A 15,414-nucleotide genomic window follows, 5' to 3' on the forward strand; every position below is an offset into this window, starting at 1 on the left:
CGCCAGAGCAGGCCTGCCGCCAGCACGGCTGTCAAGCCGCTCAGCCATAAGGGCGGCATCACCGCCAGCAGCAAAACCAGCGCCAGCCAGGCACACAGCCAGGCACCCGGTGCTAAAAACCACTCAGTCCGCTGCACGTACATCCCGAGCCAGATCTGCAGCCCCGTCACGCTCACCCATTTCGGCAAACAGGCGCGCCAAAGCCAGCTCGGCCGAATCGGCCTGTGCGGTCTGTTCAGCTGCAGCCACATCAGGCTCGGCCATACGGTACAAGGCATTCTCAGGATCCAGCCCCTGTCCCATGCGCACAACGGCGCCCCACGCCTCACCCTGACCCGCGCTATCGGCCAGCACTTCGTGCGCCAGCGCAGCAAAAGCGGCGCGTTCACCATTTAACGCCAGTTGCTGCAACTGCTGCAGCCGCGCATCAGGCACCGACTCCGGCGCAGCGGCAATATCCGGCTCTGGCTCTTCAGGGCGGCGCGGCGCGGCCTGAACTGCCGCCGGCACGCGCCCGCCCAGCCTTGCACGATTGCGGCGCGCCAATTGCCAGGCAAGCAGGCTCATCACGGCAATACCACCTGCCCCACCGGCAAGCCAGCGAGCCAGTTCCTCGTCCAGCGACGCATCCTCCACGACGCCGCTATCCTCAGGCACAAGCAGCGCAGACAGGCGCACGACCTCCTTTTCCAGCGCAGCCAGACGCGCCTGCGCCTGTTGCAGCTGTACAAGCTTGTGCTCGGCCAACGCCTTGTCCGCCGCGACTTGCGCCTCGATGTCCGCCCGCACAGCCACAGGGCCAGGGCCAGGTGCGGGTGCGGGTGCGGGTGCGGGTGCGGGTGCGGGTGCGGGTGCGGGTGGAGCAAGCTTAGCTGCGACAGCCGGTGAAGGCGCCGCTGCGCGCGTACTGATATCAGGCAGGCGTAATAACGCCCCTGCCCGCAAACGGTTGGCATTGCCTGCCACAAAAGCCTGCGCATTGGCCGCCAGCAGCGCGCGTACCGCAGTGTCCGGCGAGCGCGCCGGATAAAAGCGTCGCGCCAGCGCAAAAGCGCTGTCCCCGGCAACTACGCGATAATGCAAAGGCCGGGCAGCGGCAGTCGCCGGCAAAACAGAATAGCGGCGACCGGCCTTCGCCCCTTCAAATACGGCATCCAGCTCGAACGACAACGCATGACGCCCCATAGGGTGCGGGCTTGTCAGCAATAGAAAATGCTGTGCATCCTCCTGCCCCACTTCAAGGCGAACCCCGTTCAATACGGTACGCGCCGCAGCATCAAGCCCGCGCACGCTGAAAACCGCCTGCGTACGCGCCTTGTCGCTGGCCAAAGCGCCCAGCAACTCGATTTTCAGCGCCAGCGCCTGCGCAGGTTCTGACAAGCGGAACAAACGCCCTAGCGCCGGATCGGATGGGGTGTCGATAAAAGGCAGGGACGGGCTGGACAGATCGGCATCCGCCGGCTGCGGCCGTGCCGGCAGGTTGTAGCCATAAAGCCGGTATTCGCGCACCCAGCGCCCGCCCGGCCAGACATATTCGATGGCAAAGCGCAGTACATCGGTGCCCGCCAGAGCCGGCCCGGCCAGCTGCACCACTGGCCGGCCATTAGCATCGCTCTTGATCTCAAAGCGCAAGAGCGATGCATTAGCGCTATAAGGCTGCAACAGCGGATAGTCATGCAGGGCGGCTAGCCGCACCACGCCACCCTCTGCGCCCTCAGGCAGATCCAGCGCGACTTCTGCCTGCAAGGGTTCGCCCTGGGCGGATAAAGGCTTAAGCGCGCCCATTCCGGCCTGAGCCAGCGGCGCCGCCAAAACACCCAATGCCAGCGGCAGAGCCAGTGCCAGCTCAGAAAACGCCAAACGGTTCATAGTGTCGCCAGCAGTTTCCCGGCTTCGTCACGCAACGCACCTTCGGTTTCGCCAAGCAGTTCCAGCAGCACTTCGCGCGCGCCCTCCTTGTCCCCCATATCGAGATAGACACGGGCAAGGTCAAGCTTGGTGGAAAGCGGGTCATCCGACACACTCATGCCCTCGGTCGACACCGGCGCAAATTCGGCTTCAAGGTCGGCTGTCAGCGCATCAAACGCCGTATCCCCTCGTGCATCTGTGCTCGGCTCGGCCTGATCAAACTCGAACAGGCTGTCAAAATCGTCCGCAGCAGCCGCAGCAAGCGGTGCTGCCACAGGAGCCGGCTCGGACGCTGGCATCCCCATCTGGAAATCAAAGTCCAGCAAATTGCCATTGTCGGCATGATCAGCCGGCTGTTCCGCCTCAGCCTCGCTGACGGCCTTTACCACAGGCGCCGGTGTACCCAGGCCGCCCAGCATGGCATCCATATCGAAGTCCAGCATATTGCTGTCGTGCGCTACGACCGGCTCAGGCTCGACAGCGGCGGGCTCTTCACCAAACAGCGCGGCGCGCAGCGGATCATCCGCATCATGGTCAGCCATTGATGGGGGCGCAAGCGGCGCCACGGGGGTGACTGCGGGTGCAGGCATGGCGAAGTCAACATCCGCTGCCATTTTCTGCGAGGGCAGGGCATCAGCCACACCAGACAGTTCGGCATCCAGATCAATCGGCCCCGCCGCTATGGCAGGTGCGCCACCCAGCGCCTCTACGCTGGACGACTCATCGGCATACAGGCTGTTTTGCGGATCCAGCGCCAAGCCCAATGCTGCGGCCTTGGCCCACAAGACACCCCGGCCATCCTGCGCCAGCTTGAGTTCACGGGCATGGTGCTCAAACGTATCCTTATCGGCACGCGAGGCGTAAATCTCGAGCAATTTAAGCCTGACCTCATGTCGGGTCGGATCTTTTTGCAAGGCATCCAGCAGAATGTCTTCGGCCTGCTGGTCACGGCCATAAGCCAGATACACTTCAGCCTCAGCCACCGGATCCACCTCGCCCGCATCAATCGAACCCATACCGGAACGGGTAAAATCGGTCAGGAAGGAGTTGCCGCCCGCACCTTCGGTCTGCTGGGTACGCATCAAAGCGCCATGCTGCAAGGCGCTGGCCGCGCCCAGCGGTCTTCCTGCCAAAGCCGCATCGACACGCCCTGACTCGCGACGCTTGCGCACCCAGGTCACGCCAAGCAAAGCCAGCGCCAAAGCCGCTAGCCCGCCACCGATCAAAGGCAGTTGGGCAAACACGTCATCCAGCAGCGACGTCGTGTCTTCGTCCGGATTATTCAGCTGAGTACTTGCTGGAGCAGCCTGCATGGCTTTCAAGCGCGCCTCAAGCTGGACAATTTTCTCTTGCGTCTGGGCCAGCGTGCGATCGCGCGCTTCAAGCTCCTGCTCCAGCACCGACAAGCGCGCATCCGCCTCAGGACCGCCAGACTCTGGCGCGCTTAGCTTAACGGTCGGATTCGAGACCGGCGCTTGCACCTCGGTCAGCGGCTTGGCCGGCGCAGGGGTGGCTGCATCCGGAGCGGACTTAAGCTTAGGGGTCGGTATTGGTGCCGGGGCCGGAGTCACCGCCGCGACCTTGGCCGGCGGGATGCTGGCAGGCACCTCAGATGCTACCGCCCCGCCCGCTAACAAGCGCGACGCTTCAAGCGGATTGATCGCCCGGATACGGGCCGCACCCGGAATGGCCAGACGCGCGCCAGCCATCATCCGTTCAGGATTACCGGCAATAAACGCATGCGGGTTGGCTTTGAAGATCGCCGCCATGGCCTGGTTCAAACTGGCATCGGCTGGACGCGCACTGCGTGCCAGCGACATCAGCGTCTGACCCGGTGCTACCTCTACCATGCCCGGCTGCATGGGTTTGGCACGCGCCGCACGTGGTGAAGTCTTGGCAAGTAGTGGCAGATCCTGCTCCAGCACGGGCTGGCGCAAAGGATAATCGGCCGGATCCAGTAAAACGGTGTATTCACGCAGACTGCGACCGGCAGGACTACGCGCTTCGATCACAAAGCGCAGATACGGATCATGAATGGCTTGCGAAGATATCACCCGGATATAGGGTTTGCCGCCCTGATTGACCACGGCAAAGCGCAAAGAACCCAACACGGGCGCATAGTCGATATTCAAATCACGAAAGGCATCGGGACTGGCCAGGCTGACACGCAGCTTATCGGCATCCTGGGCATCCGCACCACTTAAGGCAATATTGGCGCGCAGACTCTCGCCCAGACTGGAGCGGACCTGAATCCCGCCAAGACCCGCCCAAGCCGATGAAGCAAAGACTAAAGACACCAGTACTACGCTTAGTTTTTTTGTATTACGCCTGGTCACAATCTGCCTTCCGGTCATTTAGTTTGGGTGCTTACGTTCAGGCACGACGTCCCCTTACCTTGCCTGCCCGCCCCGATAAAATCAAACAGCATGAATATTTGTCAAATATAACCCGAATCAATCACTCAGGCCAAATACCCCTTGGCGAGCATAGACTCGGCCAATTTGACAATATTCAATGCCGCCCCCGCGCGCACATTGTCGGCAGCCAGCCAGAACTGCACCCGCGCACCCTCTACCCGCAAGCGGCTGACCCAGACCAGATCATTACCGGTAGCTTCCATCGGCGTCAGATACGGACCAAAACTGTCGCTTTCTGTCACCACACGCAAGCCGGCCTGCTCCAGTTGCAATGCAACTTCATCACGATTCAGGGGCTGTTCCGTTGCCAGCGCCACCGACCAGCCATGACCGAAGAACACCGGCACCCGTACACAAGTCGCCTCGACTTCCAGACCTGGCAGCGCCAGCACGCGACGCAACTCATGCTGCACCGAGCGCTCTTCCTCGCTGACACCTGCCGTATCTACATCGCCGATTTGCGGCAGCACATTAAACGCGATGCGCTTGGCGAACACATTGACTTCGGTCTCGCGCTGGGCAAACAACGATGTTGTCTGAGTCGCCAGCTCTTCCATCGCAGCCTGACCGCTACCGGAGACCGACTGGTAAGTCGATACCGTCACCCGCGACAAACCCTTGGCCGCAAAAACAGCCAGCGCCTGCGCCAGTGGCGTCACCGTGCAATTAGGCACGGCAACCAGGCCAGTTTCGCCAGCATCCAGCAGCAAATTGTCATTAATACCCGACACCACCAGCGGCACGCCTTCGTCAGCGCGAAAAGCAGCACTGAAGTCGAGCACCACACAACCTGCCGTACGCGCATCCGGCACATAGCGGCGCGCCACTTCGCTACCCGCGACAAAGATGGCCAGCTGCACGTTTTCAAAGGCGAAATCCGCCAGCTGATGCACTTCCAGCTCGCGGTTACCGAAGGCGGCCACATCGCCCTCATAGTCTTCACCATCTACCGCATAGACCCGCCGGGCGGGAAAACGGCGCTGGGCCAGCAGTTCAAGGACGGCTTCGCCGATCAGGTTTTTGGCGCCGATTACGGCTACATTGATGGATTGTTGCATTTTCTGTCTTCCGAAATGACAAAAGGCGCCGTAGCGCCTTTTGTGGATAAATAGCGTTGACCGCCATTCTACCGTTTTATCGTTCGATCAGGATACGCAGCATGCGACGCAAAGGTTCGGCCGCGCCCCACAGCAACTGGTCACCCACGGTAAAGGCCGACAGATAATCGCCGCCCATCGCCATCTTGCGCAGACGGCCAACCGGCGTCACCAGCGTGCCGGTAACGGCCGCCGGCGTCAGATCCTTCATCGACGCTTCGCGTGTGTTCGGCACCACCTTGGCCCATGGATTGGCTGCAGCCAGCATGTCCTCGATCTCGGAGAGCGGAATATCGTTCTTCAGCTTGATGGTCAGCGCCTGGCTGTGGCAGCGCATGGCGCCGATGCGCACGCACAGGCCATCCACCGGCACAGGGTTCGCGCTGCGGCCGAGGATCTTGTTGGTCTCGACCCCGCCCTTCCATTCTTCCTTGGACTGGCCGTTACCCAGATCCTTGTCGATCCAAGGGATCAGACTGCCGGCCAGCGGCACGCCGAAGTTCTGGCTAGGGAAAGCATCGGAGCGCAGGAAATCGGACACCTTGCGGTCGATATCCAGAATCGCCGAGGCCGGATTGGCCAGCAGGTCTTTCACTTCGGCATTGACCGCGCCCATGCCCGAGAGCAGTTCGCGCATATTCTGCGCACCGGCACCGGAGGCCGCCTGATAGGTCATCGAGCTGACCCACTCGACCTGGTCGTTCTGGAACAGGCCGCCCAGCGCCATCAGCATCAGCGATACAGTGCAGTTGCCGCCGACGTAGTCCTTGACACCGCGCACGATGGCATCGTCGATCACCTTGCGGTTAACCGGGTCGAGAATGATCACCGCGTCGTCGGCCATGCGCAGCGTCGAGGCGGCATCAATCCAGTAGCCCTTCCAGCCGGCCGCACGCAGTTGCGGATAGACTTCACTGGTATAGTCGCCGCCCTGGCAGGTGACGATCACGTCCATAGCCTTAAGCTCGGCTATGTTTTTCGCGTCTTTCAGTGCCGGTACATCGCGACCGATGTCGGGGCCTTTGCCGCCGACATTGCTGGTGGTAAAGAACACCGGCTCGGTAATCACGGCGAAGTCGTTCTCTTCGCGCATGCGCTGCATCAGTACCGAACCCACCATCCCGCGCCAACCTACAAAACCTGCTCTCATCGTCGTTCTCTCTATCTCAATGAATTCTTATATCGTGCCGGTGGGTGACGGTTGCCTTGTCCGCCGGCAGCGTAGGGTGGGTTAGGCCGCAGGCCGTAACCCACCACGAGGTGATCACAGCGCCGCGATCACCGCGTCGCCCATGGCCGAGCAGCTCACCTTCTCGCAACCGGCCTCATAAATGTCGGCGGTGCGCAAGCCCTGGGCCAGCACCTTCTTCACCGCGCTCTCGACACGCACGGCTTCAGCTTCGGCCCCCAGACTGTAACGCAGCATCATCGCCACTGACAAAATGGTCGCCAGCGGGTTGGCCAGGTTCTGCCCGGCAATGTCCGGCGCCGAGCCATGAGACGGTTCGTACAAGCCCTTGTTGTTTTCGTCCAGCGAAGCCGAAGGCAGCATGCCGATCGAGCCGGTCAGCATCGACGCCTCGTCCGACAGGATATCGCCGAAGATATTGCCGGTCACCATCACATCAAACTGCTTGGGACGGCGCACCAGCTGCATCGCGGCATTGTCGACATACATATGTGTGAGCTCCACTTCCGGATACTCGCGCGCCACGTCGATCATGATCTCTTTCCAGAACTCGGTGGTCTCCAGCACATTGGCCTTGTCGACCGAGCACAGTTTCTTGCCGCGCTTCATCGCGGTGGCAAACGCCACATGCGCGATACGGCGGATCTCGCTCTCGCTGTAGCGCATGGTGTTGTAGGCTTCGCGCTCGCCCAGTTCGTTGACCGCGATACCGCGCGGCTGGCCGAAATAGATGTCGCCGGTCAGCTCGCGGATGATCATGATATCCAGCCCCGCCACCACCTCGGGCTTGAGCGTGGACGCATTGGCAAGCTCGGGGTAAAGAATCGCCGGGCGCAGATTGGCGAACAGGTTCAGATCCTTGCGAATCGCCAGCAGGCCGCGCTCGGGGCGCAGCGGACGATCGAGCTTGTCGTACTGCGGGCCGCCGACGGCGCCAAGCAAAATGGCATCGGCTTCGCGCGCCAGATTCTGCGTCAGCGACGGATAGGGCGAACCAAACGCGTCAACTGCCGCGCCGCCCAAGGGCGCAAACTCCCAATCAATGGCCAGACCATCGGCCTTGAGTACTTCCAGCACGCGCACCGCCTGCGCGATGATCTCGGGACCGATGCCGTCACCCGGTAATACTGCGATTTTCTTCATGATTTCTCTCTTGTCTTGTTATTTTTCAGGCAAACAGCCACGGCTGCGATGCGCGGCGCTTCGTTTCATAAGCGCGGATTTCGCCTGCGTGCTGCAGGGTCAGGCCGATTTCGTCCAGCCCGCCCAGCAGGCAATGCTTGCGGTGCTCGGTGATGTCGAACGTGAAGGCGGTACCGTCCGGCGTAGTGACCGTCTGCGCCGGCAAGTCGATATTCAGGCTGTAGCCTTCGTTCGCCTCGCACTCGGCAAACAGCCTATCCACCACATCGGCAGAGAGCACGATAGGCAACAGGCCGTTCTTGTAGCAGTTATTGAAAAAGATATCGGCGAACGACGGCGCAATCACCACGCGGAAGCCCTGGTCTTCCAGCGCCCATGGCGCATGTTCGCGGCTGGAGCCGCAGCCGAAATTCTCGCGTGCCAGCAGCACTTCGGCACCGGCATAGCGCGGGAAATTAAGCACAAAATCGGGGTTCAGCGGGCGCACGCTATTGTCCATGCCCGGCTCGCCATGATCGAGGTAGCGCCATTCATCGAACAGATTGGGGCCGAAACCGGCGCGTTTGATCGATTTGAGAAACTGCTTGGGAATGATGGCGTCGGTGTCGACGTTGGCCCTATCCAGCGGGCACACCAGCGCGTTCAGGCTATTAAATGCTTTCATTTCGTATCCGTCAGAATTTGTTGGCCACATCGCGGGCGGTATTGCTGATCACCTGCCCGCCCTTCTGGATATCCTGCCCCATGCCCTGCATGGTATTGCAGCCAGCAAGCAGGCCCAGTGTCAGGACAGTCAGCAGTGCTCTCATACCGCCTCCAGCTTGCGTACATCGGCAAAATGCCCGGTCACGGCAGCCGCCGCCGCCATCGCCGGGCTGACCAGATGGGTGCGTCCGCCCTGCCCCTGACGGCCTTCGAAGTTGCGGTTGGAGGTCGACGCGCAACGCTCGCCCGGCAACAGACGGTCGGCATTCATCGCCAGACACATTGAGCAGCCCGGTTCGCGCCACTCGAAACCTGCCGCGACAAACACCTTGTCCAGTCCCTCGGCCTCGGCCTGTTGCTTGACCAGACCCGAGCCTGGCACCACCAGCACCTGCTTGACGTTGGCCGCTTTCTTGCGGCCACGCGCTACGGCGGCAGCCTCGCGCAAGTCCTCGATGCGCGAATTGGTGCACGAGCCGATAAACACCACATCAACCGGAATATCGGTCATGGCGGTATTGGCGGTGAGGCCCATATATTCCAGCGCACGGATGGCACCGGCTTTTTTCACCGCATCGGTTTCCTGTGCCGGGTCGGGTACACGACCGTTGACATCGACCACCATCTCCGGCGATGTGCCCCAGGTCACCTGCGGGGCCACTTCTTCGGCCTTGAGTTCCACCTCGGCGTCAAAATGCGCGCCCTCGTCCGAATGCAGCGTATTCCAGTACGCTACCGCCGCATCCCACTGCAGAGCGCTTGGCGCGAGCGGCCTGTCCTTGACATAGGCAATGGTCTTGTCGTCAACCGCAACCAGGCCCGAGCGCGCACCGGCCTCGATCGCCATATTGCACAGCGTCATCCGCCCTTCCATGGAAAGGCCGCGAATGGCCGACCCGGCAAACTCGATGGCGTAGCCGGTGCCACCGGCGGTGCCTATCTTGCCGATAATCGCCAGCGCCACATCCTTGGCGCCCACGCCGGCGCCAAGCTGCCCCTCGACGCTAACGCGCATATTCTTCGACTTCTTGGCCACCAGGCACTGGGTCGCCATCACATGCTCGACTTCGGAAGTGCCGATACCGTGCGCCAGCGCGCCGAAAGCACCGTGGGTCGAGGTATGGCTGTCGCCGCACACCACGGTCATGCCCGGCAAGGTCGCGCCCTGCTCCGGCCCCATCACATGCACCACACCCTGGCCGATATCCTTGAACGGGAAATAGGCCAGCGCGCCGAAAGCCTTGATATTGGCGTCCAGCGTCTCGACCTGCAGGCGCGAGATCGGATCCTGGATGCCCTGGTCCCAGTGGTCGGTCGGGGTGTTATGGTCGGCGGTCGACACCACCGAATCCTTGCGCCACAAGGGGCGGTTAGCCAGTTTCAGGCCTTCGAAGGCTTGCGGACTGGTGACTTCATGCACCAGATGGCGGTCGATATACAAAAGGCAGGTGCCGTCGCTCTCTTCGCGCACCACGTGGGAGGCCCACAACTTGTCGTACAGGGTTTGTGCCGTCATGGTTTTTCTTGCCAGTGTTTGCAATAGGGATGATTCCATTCTGTCATATCGTCCGACCTTGTTACAAGCGGTGCATGCTGCAACGCGAAAGCCGGACATAAAAAACAGCAAAGCCTCGCAGCACAAGGCTTGCGAGGCTTCGGACAGAGCGTCCAATTATCGGACAAAGCGTCTAAACGACAGCGGGCTGTTTAACGGAACGCAAAAACAGCAAGGCCAATATCACACCGCCAAGCGCGGCCAGCGTCGACATGCCGAACACGGCCAATGCTCCGCCCATGGGCCAGAGCAAGCCGCTGATCAGCCCGCCGCTACTGCCCCCCAGCCCGAAGCCGGCAATGATGTAAAAGCCTTGCGCGCGCGCCTGATGGGCCGGCGCAAAATAGCGGTGCAACAAGGCCACGGCCGCCGCATGGTGCACGCCAAACGTGAGTCCATGCAGCAATTGGGCCAGCACCGCCAAGGCCGCTGTTTCCAGCGCCAGCGCGAGCAAGGCAAAGCGCGCCACCGCCGCCAGCAGCGACACCAGCATCAGGCGCTCGGCCGAGGCGCTACGCATCAGGCGCGGCATAAACCAGAACGCCGCCACCTCGGCCATCACCCCGATAGCCCACAGCCAGCCTATGCTGTCGCGTGCATAGCCCGCGTTTTTCAATGCAATCGAATAGAACACATAATACGGCCCGTGCGCGTAAGCCATCAAAAAGCAGCAGGCAAACAGCGCCAGCACCACCGGCTGGCGCAAGGTCGCCATAATCGGCTCTGGCGAGTCCGTCGCCCTTTCCGGCACCACATCCGGCACGGCCAGCGCGGCAAACACGATCAACACCAGCGTCGCAGTCACCACCCAGGGCATGATGGCAATCGACAGCCAGTCAAACAGATAGCCGCCGGCCACCGATGTCACGACAAAACCGACCGAGCCCCACAGCCGGATTCGGCTATAGCGCCCGGGTGTTGCGCGCGTTAAGTGGGCGCTGCTGGCCTCCACCAGCGGCAACGCCGCGGCCCAGAAAAAATGCGACAGCGCGAGAAAGGCAAACATCCACCAGAAAACCGGGCTAAGCCCGACCATGGAAAAAGCTGCTGCCGACACGATGGAGGTGCCAATCACGATGGGACGGCGCCGGCGCATATGGTCGGCCAGCCAGCCCCACAGCCCCGGCGCGGCAATACGCGCAAGCGTGGAAAGCGACATCAGCAGGGAAATTTGCCAGGCGCTGAACGACAGCGATTCGAGATACAGCCCCCAGAACGGGCTGAACAGGCCGAAAAAAGCGAAATAGCAGAAATAGAACGCCGCCAGCGGCGCGAAGGGAAGAGAAAGTTTCATGGGGGCGGATTATACGGAATCGCAACCCGCCACGTCTTAGCGCCTGTTCACAAGCTGCTGCGCACAGGCCGATGCAGATATACCCCCATTGCACATGGGTATTGATGGAATATGCTTCGCACTAGCCATGCATCAGCCCCCTTCACGGTGAAAGCTCCTGCCAGTGCAAAGCATGCAGACGGTTTGATTCCCCATGCTTCTGGCGTGGTGTCCACATGACAAGACCCCATGCCGGACCCTACTCAGAAGCTGAGCACCTTGTCCGCCGCCAGCGTCAGCGCAGCCAGAGACGGCATGGTACCGATCTCGACCCCAGGCAGCAGTTGTGCCGCGCCGATACCGCGCGCGTCCAGACAAGTGCGGCAAGCCTGCACGGTCACGCCTTGTGCCAGCAACTCTTCCAGCATCTGCCCCAGCGCCAGACCGGCAGCCACCTGCTGGCCGGACTGTGCGACCACGACGGCATCGGACAGCAAAAACAGGCTGAGCCTGGGCTCAGCGGCGTCGGCCGCCAGCGTAGTCGCCAGACGCAGCGCCGACAAGGTGCGCTCGCTGCCGTAAGGTGCCGCATTGAGAATAAACAGGATGTTCTGCATTCATGACTCCAAAGAAATAGAAAAAGCTATCCGCGCAGCCGCGCAAGCCAGGCGGCATCAAAAGCGTCCGCATCGGCAGTGGGCGGCAGACCCAGCGCCTGGCACAAGGCCGGCAAGGTCGGCGCCGGCAGCGCATCGGGCGCTTGCAGCGCCGGATGCAGCAATACCCGGCACGGCGGGCCATCCGCCACGATGGCACCACCGTCCAGATGCAGCACGCGGCTGGCGTGGCGGGCAATAAAGTCAAGATCGTGGCTGATAAACAGCAGCGCCCGCCCCTCGCTGCGCGCCAGCGCCAGCCATGCCTCGAAACACGCCAGCTGCGCAGCGTCAAAGTCGCGCGTCGGCTCGTCCAGCAACACCAGCGGCGTGTCCTGAGCAATCAGCGCCGCGAGCGTCAGCAAGCGCCGCTCGCCGGCGTTCAGATCGAAAGGATGGCAGCGCGCGTGCCCGGCAAGACCGGTCAGCTCCAGCGCACGCGCCACCTTCAGCGCCAGCTCGCTATCGTCCAGCCCGGCCAGACGCGGTGCGAAAGCGACCTCGGCCTCGACCAGGTCATGGCAGATCTGGCGCTCGGCCTCCTGGAACATCAGCGCGACCTGTCGCGCCAGTTGCGGCGCGCGCGCCTGCACCGTATCCAGCCCGCCTACCGTCACCTGTCCGGCCGCAGGCTTGAGCAGACCGCAGGCGAGCTTGAACAGGGTCGACGTGCCGGCACCGTTGCGCCCTACCAGCGCCAGGCACTCGCCGGGCGCGACGCTCAGGTTCAGGCCTGACAGCAAGGGCGCCGCATCCGTCCAGGAAAATGCGACATCGCGAAACTGCAAAACGGGTTCAGCCATGTAATACCTCGCCAAAACGGGCAGCCACGGTCGCAGTCGTCACCGGCGGCGGCACCTCGGCATGCCAGGCGCCAGCCTGACGCGCCCGGTGCGCAGCCCGCAGCGCGTCGCAGGCCCTCACCTGCGTCAGCGCCACATCGAACAATTCGACCGCACCACCCAAAGCCACCTGCTGCCCGCCATCGAGCAGCAGGATGCGCCCGGCGTGACGCGCGGCCAGATCGAACTGCTTGTCGAACAGCACCAGCGCCATCCCGTCGCGGCACAGATCATGCAAACGGCCCAGAAGGCTCGTGGCCGCCGCCGGCGTCAGCCGGCTGAACGCCTCGTCCAACAACAGCAGCTGTGGCTGCATCGCCAGCGCAGCCGCAATCGCGACGCGCTGCGCCTCTCCGCCCGACAATGAAGCCGGATGGCGCGCGGCCAGCGCGTCGGCCTCGCACAGCGCCAACGCCGCCGCAACGCGCCGGCGAATCTCGGCTTCAGCCAAGCCCAGGTTCTCCGGCCCGAACGCCACCTCGGCCGCCACGCTGAACGCGCAGCCGGTCAGCGCAGCGTACGGGTTGGCCTGCACCAGTTGCACCCGCTGCGCCCAAGCTGCCGGCTGCGCTCCGGCCAGGCTCTCAGCGCCCAGCACGGCCGTACCGTCGCATTGCGCCGGCAAGGCATGCGGCACCCAGCCCGCCATCCAGCAAGCCAGCGTACTCTTGCCGCTGCCGCTACCGCCCAGTACCGCCAGCACCTCGCCCGGTGCCAAAGAAAAGTCCAGCCCTGACAGCGCCGGCTGCGTGACGCCGCGCCGGGTCAGGCTCGCGCCGGAAAAACGCATCAGCGCCATAGCAGACTCCCGGCCAGAACCAGCGCCAACAGCACGCAGCCATACCACAGCCAGCGCTCCCAGATCGCTGGCTGTGGCGCGTCCAGCGTAGTGCGGCGCAAACGGCTGCGGAACGCCCGCGCGTCCAGCGCCGCCGCGCGCTCACCAACGTCACTCAACGTCCACACCACCAGCGGCGCGGCCAGTGCCAGCAAACTGCGCCAGCGGCGGAAAAACGGCGCTGCCACATCCACGCCACGCGCGGCCTGCGCCTCGGACACCGCCGCCAGCCTCGCTTTGAGCTGCTCGGACAACAGCAAGGGACTGGCCAGCAGATAGGCCACACCGGGCGGCAGGCGACTGGCAAACAGCGCGCGCGTCAGGCTGGCCGTGGTGATGCTGGACAACCACAGCAAGGCTGCCGCCAGCACGATCGCGACGCGCAACCACAGCCGTAACGCCGCCAGCAAGGCCGCCTGGCGGTTATCCACCACCTGCCCCAGCCAGCTGTCAAGATAGCGCCCATGCACCAGCGTCAAGCCCAGTGCCAGCGGCAGCAACACCAGCGCCCACTGCCGCAAACGTGCACCGCCTAGCGGCCGCATCCCTAGCGCCACCAGCAACAGTGCCAGAGCGACGGCGAGCAGAGACGGGAGATCGATACGCATGGCCAGCAGCCCCAACGGCAACAGCAGGGCCAAACCGGTGAACGGGTGCATCAGCGTACCTGAGCCGCGCCCGGGAACTGCGCGCGCACGCGCTCGGGCAGGCCGCGTACCAGCAACCAGGCGATCAGTGCACTGACCACCTTGTCGACCAGGTTGACGCCGAACACGGTAAATGCCACCGATTCGAGCAGCTTGCTGCCCAGCGCATTCATATAGGCCACGACAAAATCGGCACCGCTGCCGGTGGCTCCGCCGAACAGATAGGCGCGGATCGGGGTTGCCACCACGACGACCGCCAGCGTGACCAGCAGGCTGGACAACAGCACGCGCGGCAAAGAGCGAAAGCCGCCGGCGCGGGCACACAGCCCGGCAACCAGACCAATGACCGCCGCCACCGGTGCGAAGGCCGCAGCGACCGGGCTGGTAAGCACACCCCAGATCAGGTTGGTGACCAAGCCTGTCACCAGCGCAGCCAGCGGGCCGGCCAGCAGGGCCACCACGAAGGTGCCGATCGCATCGATAAAGATCGGCAGTTTGAGCATGGACGCGAGCTGGCCGAGCACCATATTGAAGGCGATACCGGCGGACATCAGGGTCAGGGTGCGGGTGGAAAACAATGGGTTCATCTCGGGTTCTCGTGTAAAGGATTCAAAAGGACAGGCTGCAACTCGTCATAGCCGGACAGCGGGCAAGGCACGCGACTGAACGCCACACCCGGCAACTCGCCCAGCACCAGCTCACAAGTGGTGCGCACGATGCAGCCTGGCATCACATGCCCGCCGCGCATCACGCCTTGCGCATCGGCCACCGACAGGTGCAAATGGGCACCATCCTGTCCCAGCGTGCCGGACAGGGCAATGATCTCGAAAGCATCCTGCAGCAGCGTGGCGTCCGGCTGCCCGGCAAAGCGCAGCGCGGCGGTGCTCAGGCTGCCGACCACGCCGGCAACCCAGCCTGCCTGCACCTGATGCTCGGCGACCCAGCTATCAAGTGCAGCCAGCAAGTCGTCTCCGGGACGCAAGCGCAGCACGGAAAAATGCGCGTGCTGCATGTGCACGCCCGGTAGCGGCAGCGCGTCTGGGCGGTGACTATCTGTATTCATGCAAAAGCCTCATATTCGTTTGCTGGAAATAAACAGGCGCTGGTGGAAGAACTGCGAGCGCTGGCGCAATACCCGCTTACA

The 15,414-nt window shown here is 62.9% G+C and carries 15 protein-coding genes; all 15 read right to left on the reverse strand.

Features of this window, described 5'->3' with window-relative positions; all coding sequences use genetic code 11:
• Positions 1–123: 123 nt before the first annotated feature.
• Entirely contained in the window at positions 124–1,869 is a 1,746-nt protein-coding gene (locus EGI20_RS01280; RefSeq protein WP_498628999.1) for a FimV/HubP-related protein, read from the reverse strand.
• Positions 1,866–4,205 carry a motility hub landmark protein FimV gene (locus tag EGI20_RS01285; RefSeq protein WP_498629001.1) on the reverse strand — a complete coding sequence of 780 codons (2,340 nt, stop codon included), beginning with the start codon at positions 4,203–4,205 and terminating at the stop codon, positions 1,866–1,868. The genes EGI20_RS01280 and EGI20_RS01285 overlap by 4 nt, the downstream gene beginning before the upstream one ends.
• A 164-nt stretch (positions 4,206–4,369) precedes the next feature.
• Complete coding sequence (locus tag EGI20_RS01290; RefSeq protein ID WP_498629003.1) at positions 4,370–5,383, reverse strand: aspartate-semialdehyde dehydrogenase; 1,014 nt, start codon at positions 5,381–5,383, stop codon at positions 4,370–4,372.
• Between the two features lie 76 nt (positions 5,384–5,459).
• Complete coding sequence (gene asd / locus EGI20_RS01295; protein ID WP_498629004.1) at positions 5,460–6,572, reverse strand: aspartate-semialdehyde dehydrogenase; 1,113 nt, start codon at positions 6,570–6,572, stop codon at positions 5,460–5,462.
• A gap of 114 nt (positions 6,573–6,686) precedes the next feature.
• A complete protein-coding gene (gene leuB, locus EGI20_RS01300; protein ID WP_498629087.1) occupies positions 6,687–7,757 on the reverse strand; it encodes a 3-isopropylmalate dehydrogenase in 1,071 nt (356 codons plus the stop codon).
• A 22-nt stretch (positions 7,758–7,779) separates the two neighbouring features.
• Positions 7,780–8,418, reverse strand: a complete 639-nt coding sequence (gene leuD / locus EGI20_RS01305; protein ID WP_498629006.1) for a 3-isopropylmalate dehydratase small subunit — start codon at positions 8,416–8,418, stop codon at positions 7,780–7,782.
• A gap of 10 nt (positions 8,419–8,428) precedes the next feature.
• Positions 8,429–8,563: an entericidin A/B family lipoprotein gene (locus EGI20_RS01310; protein WP_249614691.1), complete on the reverse strand. Its 135-nt coding sequence runs from the start codon at positions 8,561–8,563 to the stop codon at positions 8,429–8,431.
• Positions 8,560–9,975, reverse strand: coding sequence for a 3-isopropylmalate dehydratase large subunit (gene leuC, locus EGI20_RS01315; protein WP_498629009.1), 1,416 nt, complete (start codon positions 9,973–9,975; stop codon positions 8,560–8,562). The genes EGI20_RS01310 and leuC overlap by 4 nt, the downstream gene beginning before the upstream one ends.
• A 172-nt stretch (positions 9,976–10,147) precedes the next feature.
• A complete protein-coding gene (locus EGI20_RS01320) occupies positions 10,148–11,308 on the reverse strand; it encodes an MFS transporter (protein ID WP_498629011.1) in 1,161 nt (386 codons plus the stop codon).
• Between the two features lie 242 nt (positions 11,309–11,550).
• Positions 11,551–11,904: a DsrE/DsrF/TusD sulfur relay family protein gene (locus EGI20_RS01325; protein WP_124735299.1), complete on the reverse strand. Its 354-nt coding sequence runs from the start codon at positions 11,902–11,904 to the stop codon at positions 11,551–11,553.
• Positions 11,905–11,930: 26 nt separating this feature from the next.
• Positions 11,931–12,746, reverse strand: coding sequence for an energy-coupling factor ABC transporter ATP-binding protein (locus tag EGI20_RS01330; RefSeq protein WP_498629013.1), 816 nt, complete (start codon positions 12,744–12,746; stop codon positions 11,931–11,933).
• Positions 12,739–13,584: an energy-coupling factor ABC transporter ATP-binding protein gene (locus EGI20_RS01335; RefSeq protein ID WP_498629014.1), complete on the reverse strand. Its 846-nt coding sequence runs from the start codon at positions 13,582–13,584 to the stop codon at positions 12,739–12,741. The genes EGI20_RS01330 and EGI20_RS01335 overlap by 8 nt, the downstream gene beginning before the upstream one ends.
• On the reverse strand, positions 13,575–14,282 hold the full coding sequence (locus EGI20_RS01340; RefSeq protein WP_498629016.1) for an energy-coupling factor transporter transmembrane component T: 708 nt from the start codon (positions 14,280–14,282) through the stop codon (positions 13,575–13,577). The genes EGI20_RS01335 and EGI20_RS01340 overlap by 10 nt, the downstream gene beginning before the upstream one ends.
• Positions 14,282–14,857 (reverse strand): ECF transporter S component, encoded by a 576-nt coding sequence (locus EGI20_RS01345; protein ID WP_124735303.1) that lies wholly within the window; start codon positions 14,855–14,857, stop codon positions 14,282–14,284. The genes EGI20_RS01340 and EGI20_RS01345 overlap by 1 nt, the downstream gene beginning before the upstream one ends.
• Entirely contained in the window at positions 14,854–15,333 is a 480-nt protein-coding gene (locus EGI20_RS01350) for a PPC domain-containing DNA-binding protein (RefSeq protein ID WP_498629018.1), read from the reverse strand. The genes EGI20_RS01345 and EGI20_RS01350 overlap by 4 nt, the downstream gene beginning before the upstream one ends.
• Positions 15,334–15,414 lie beyond the last annotated feature (81 nt).

The sequence above is a fragment of the Aquitalea sp. S1-19 genome (assembly GCF_024343515.1).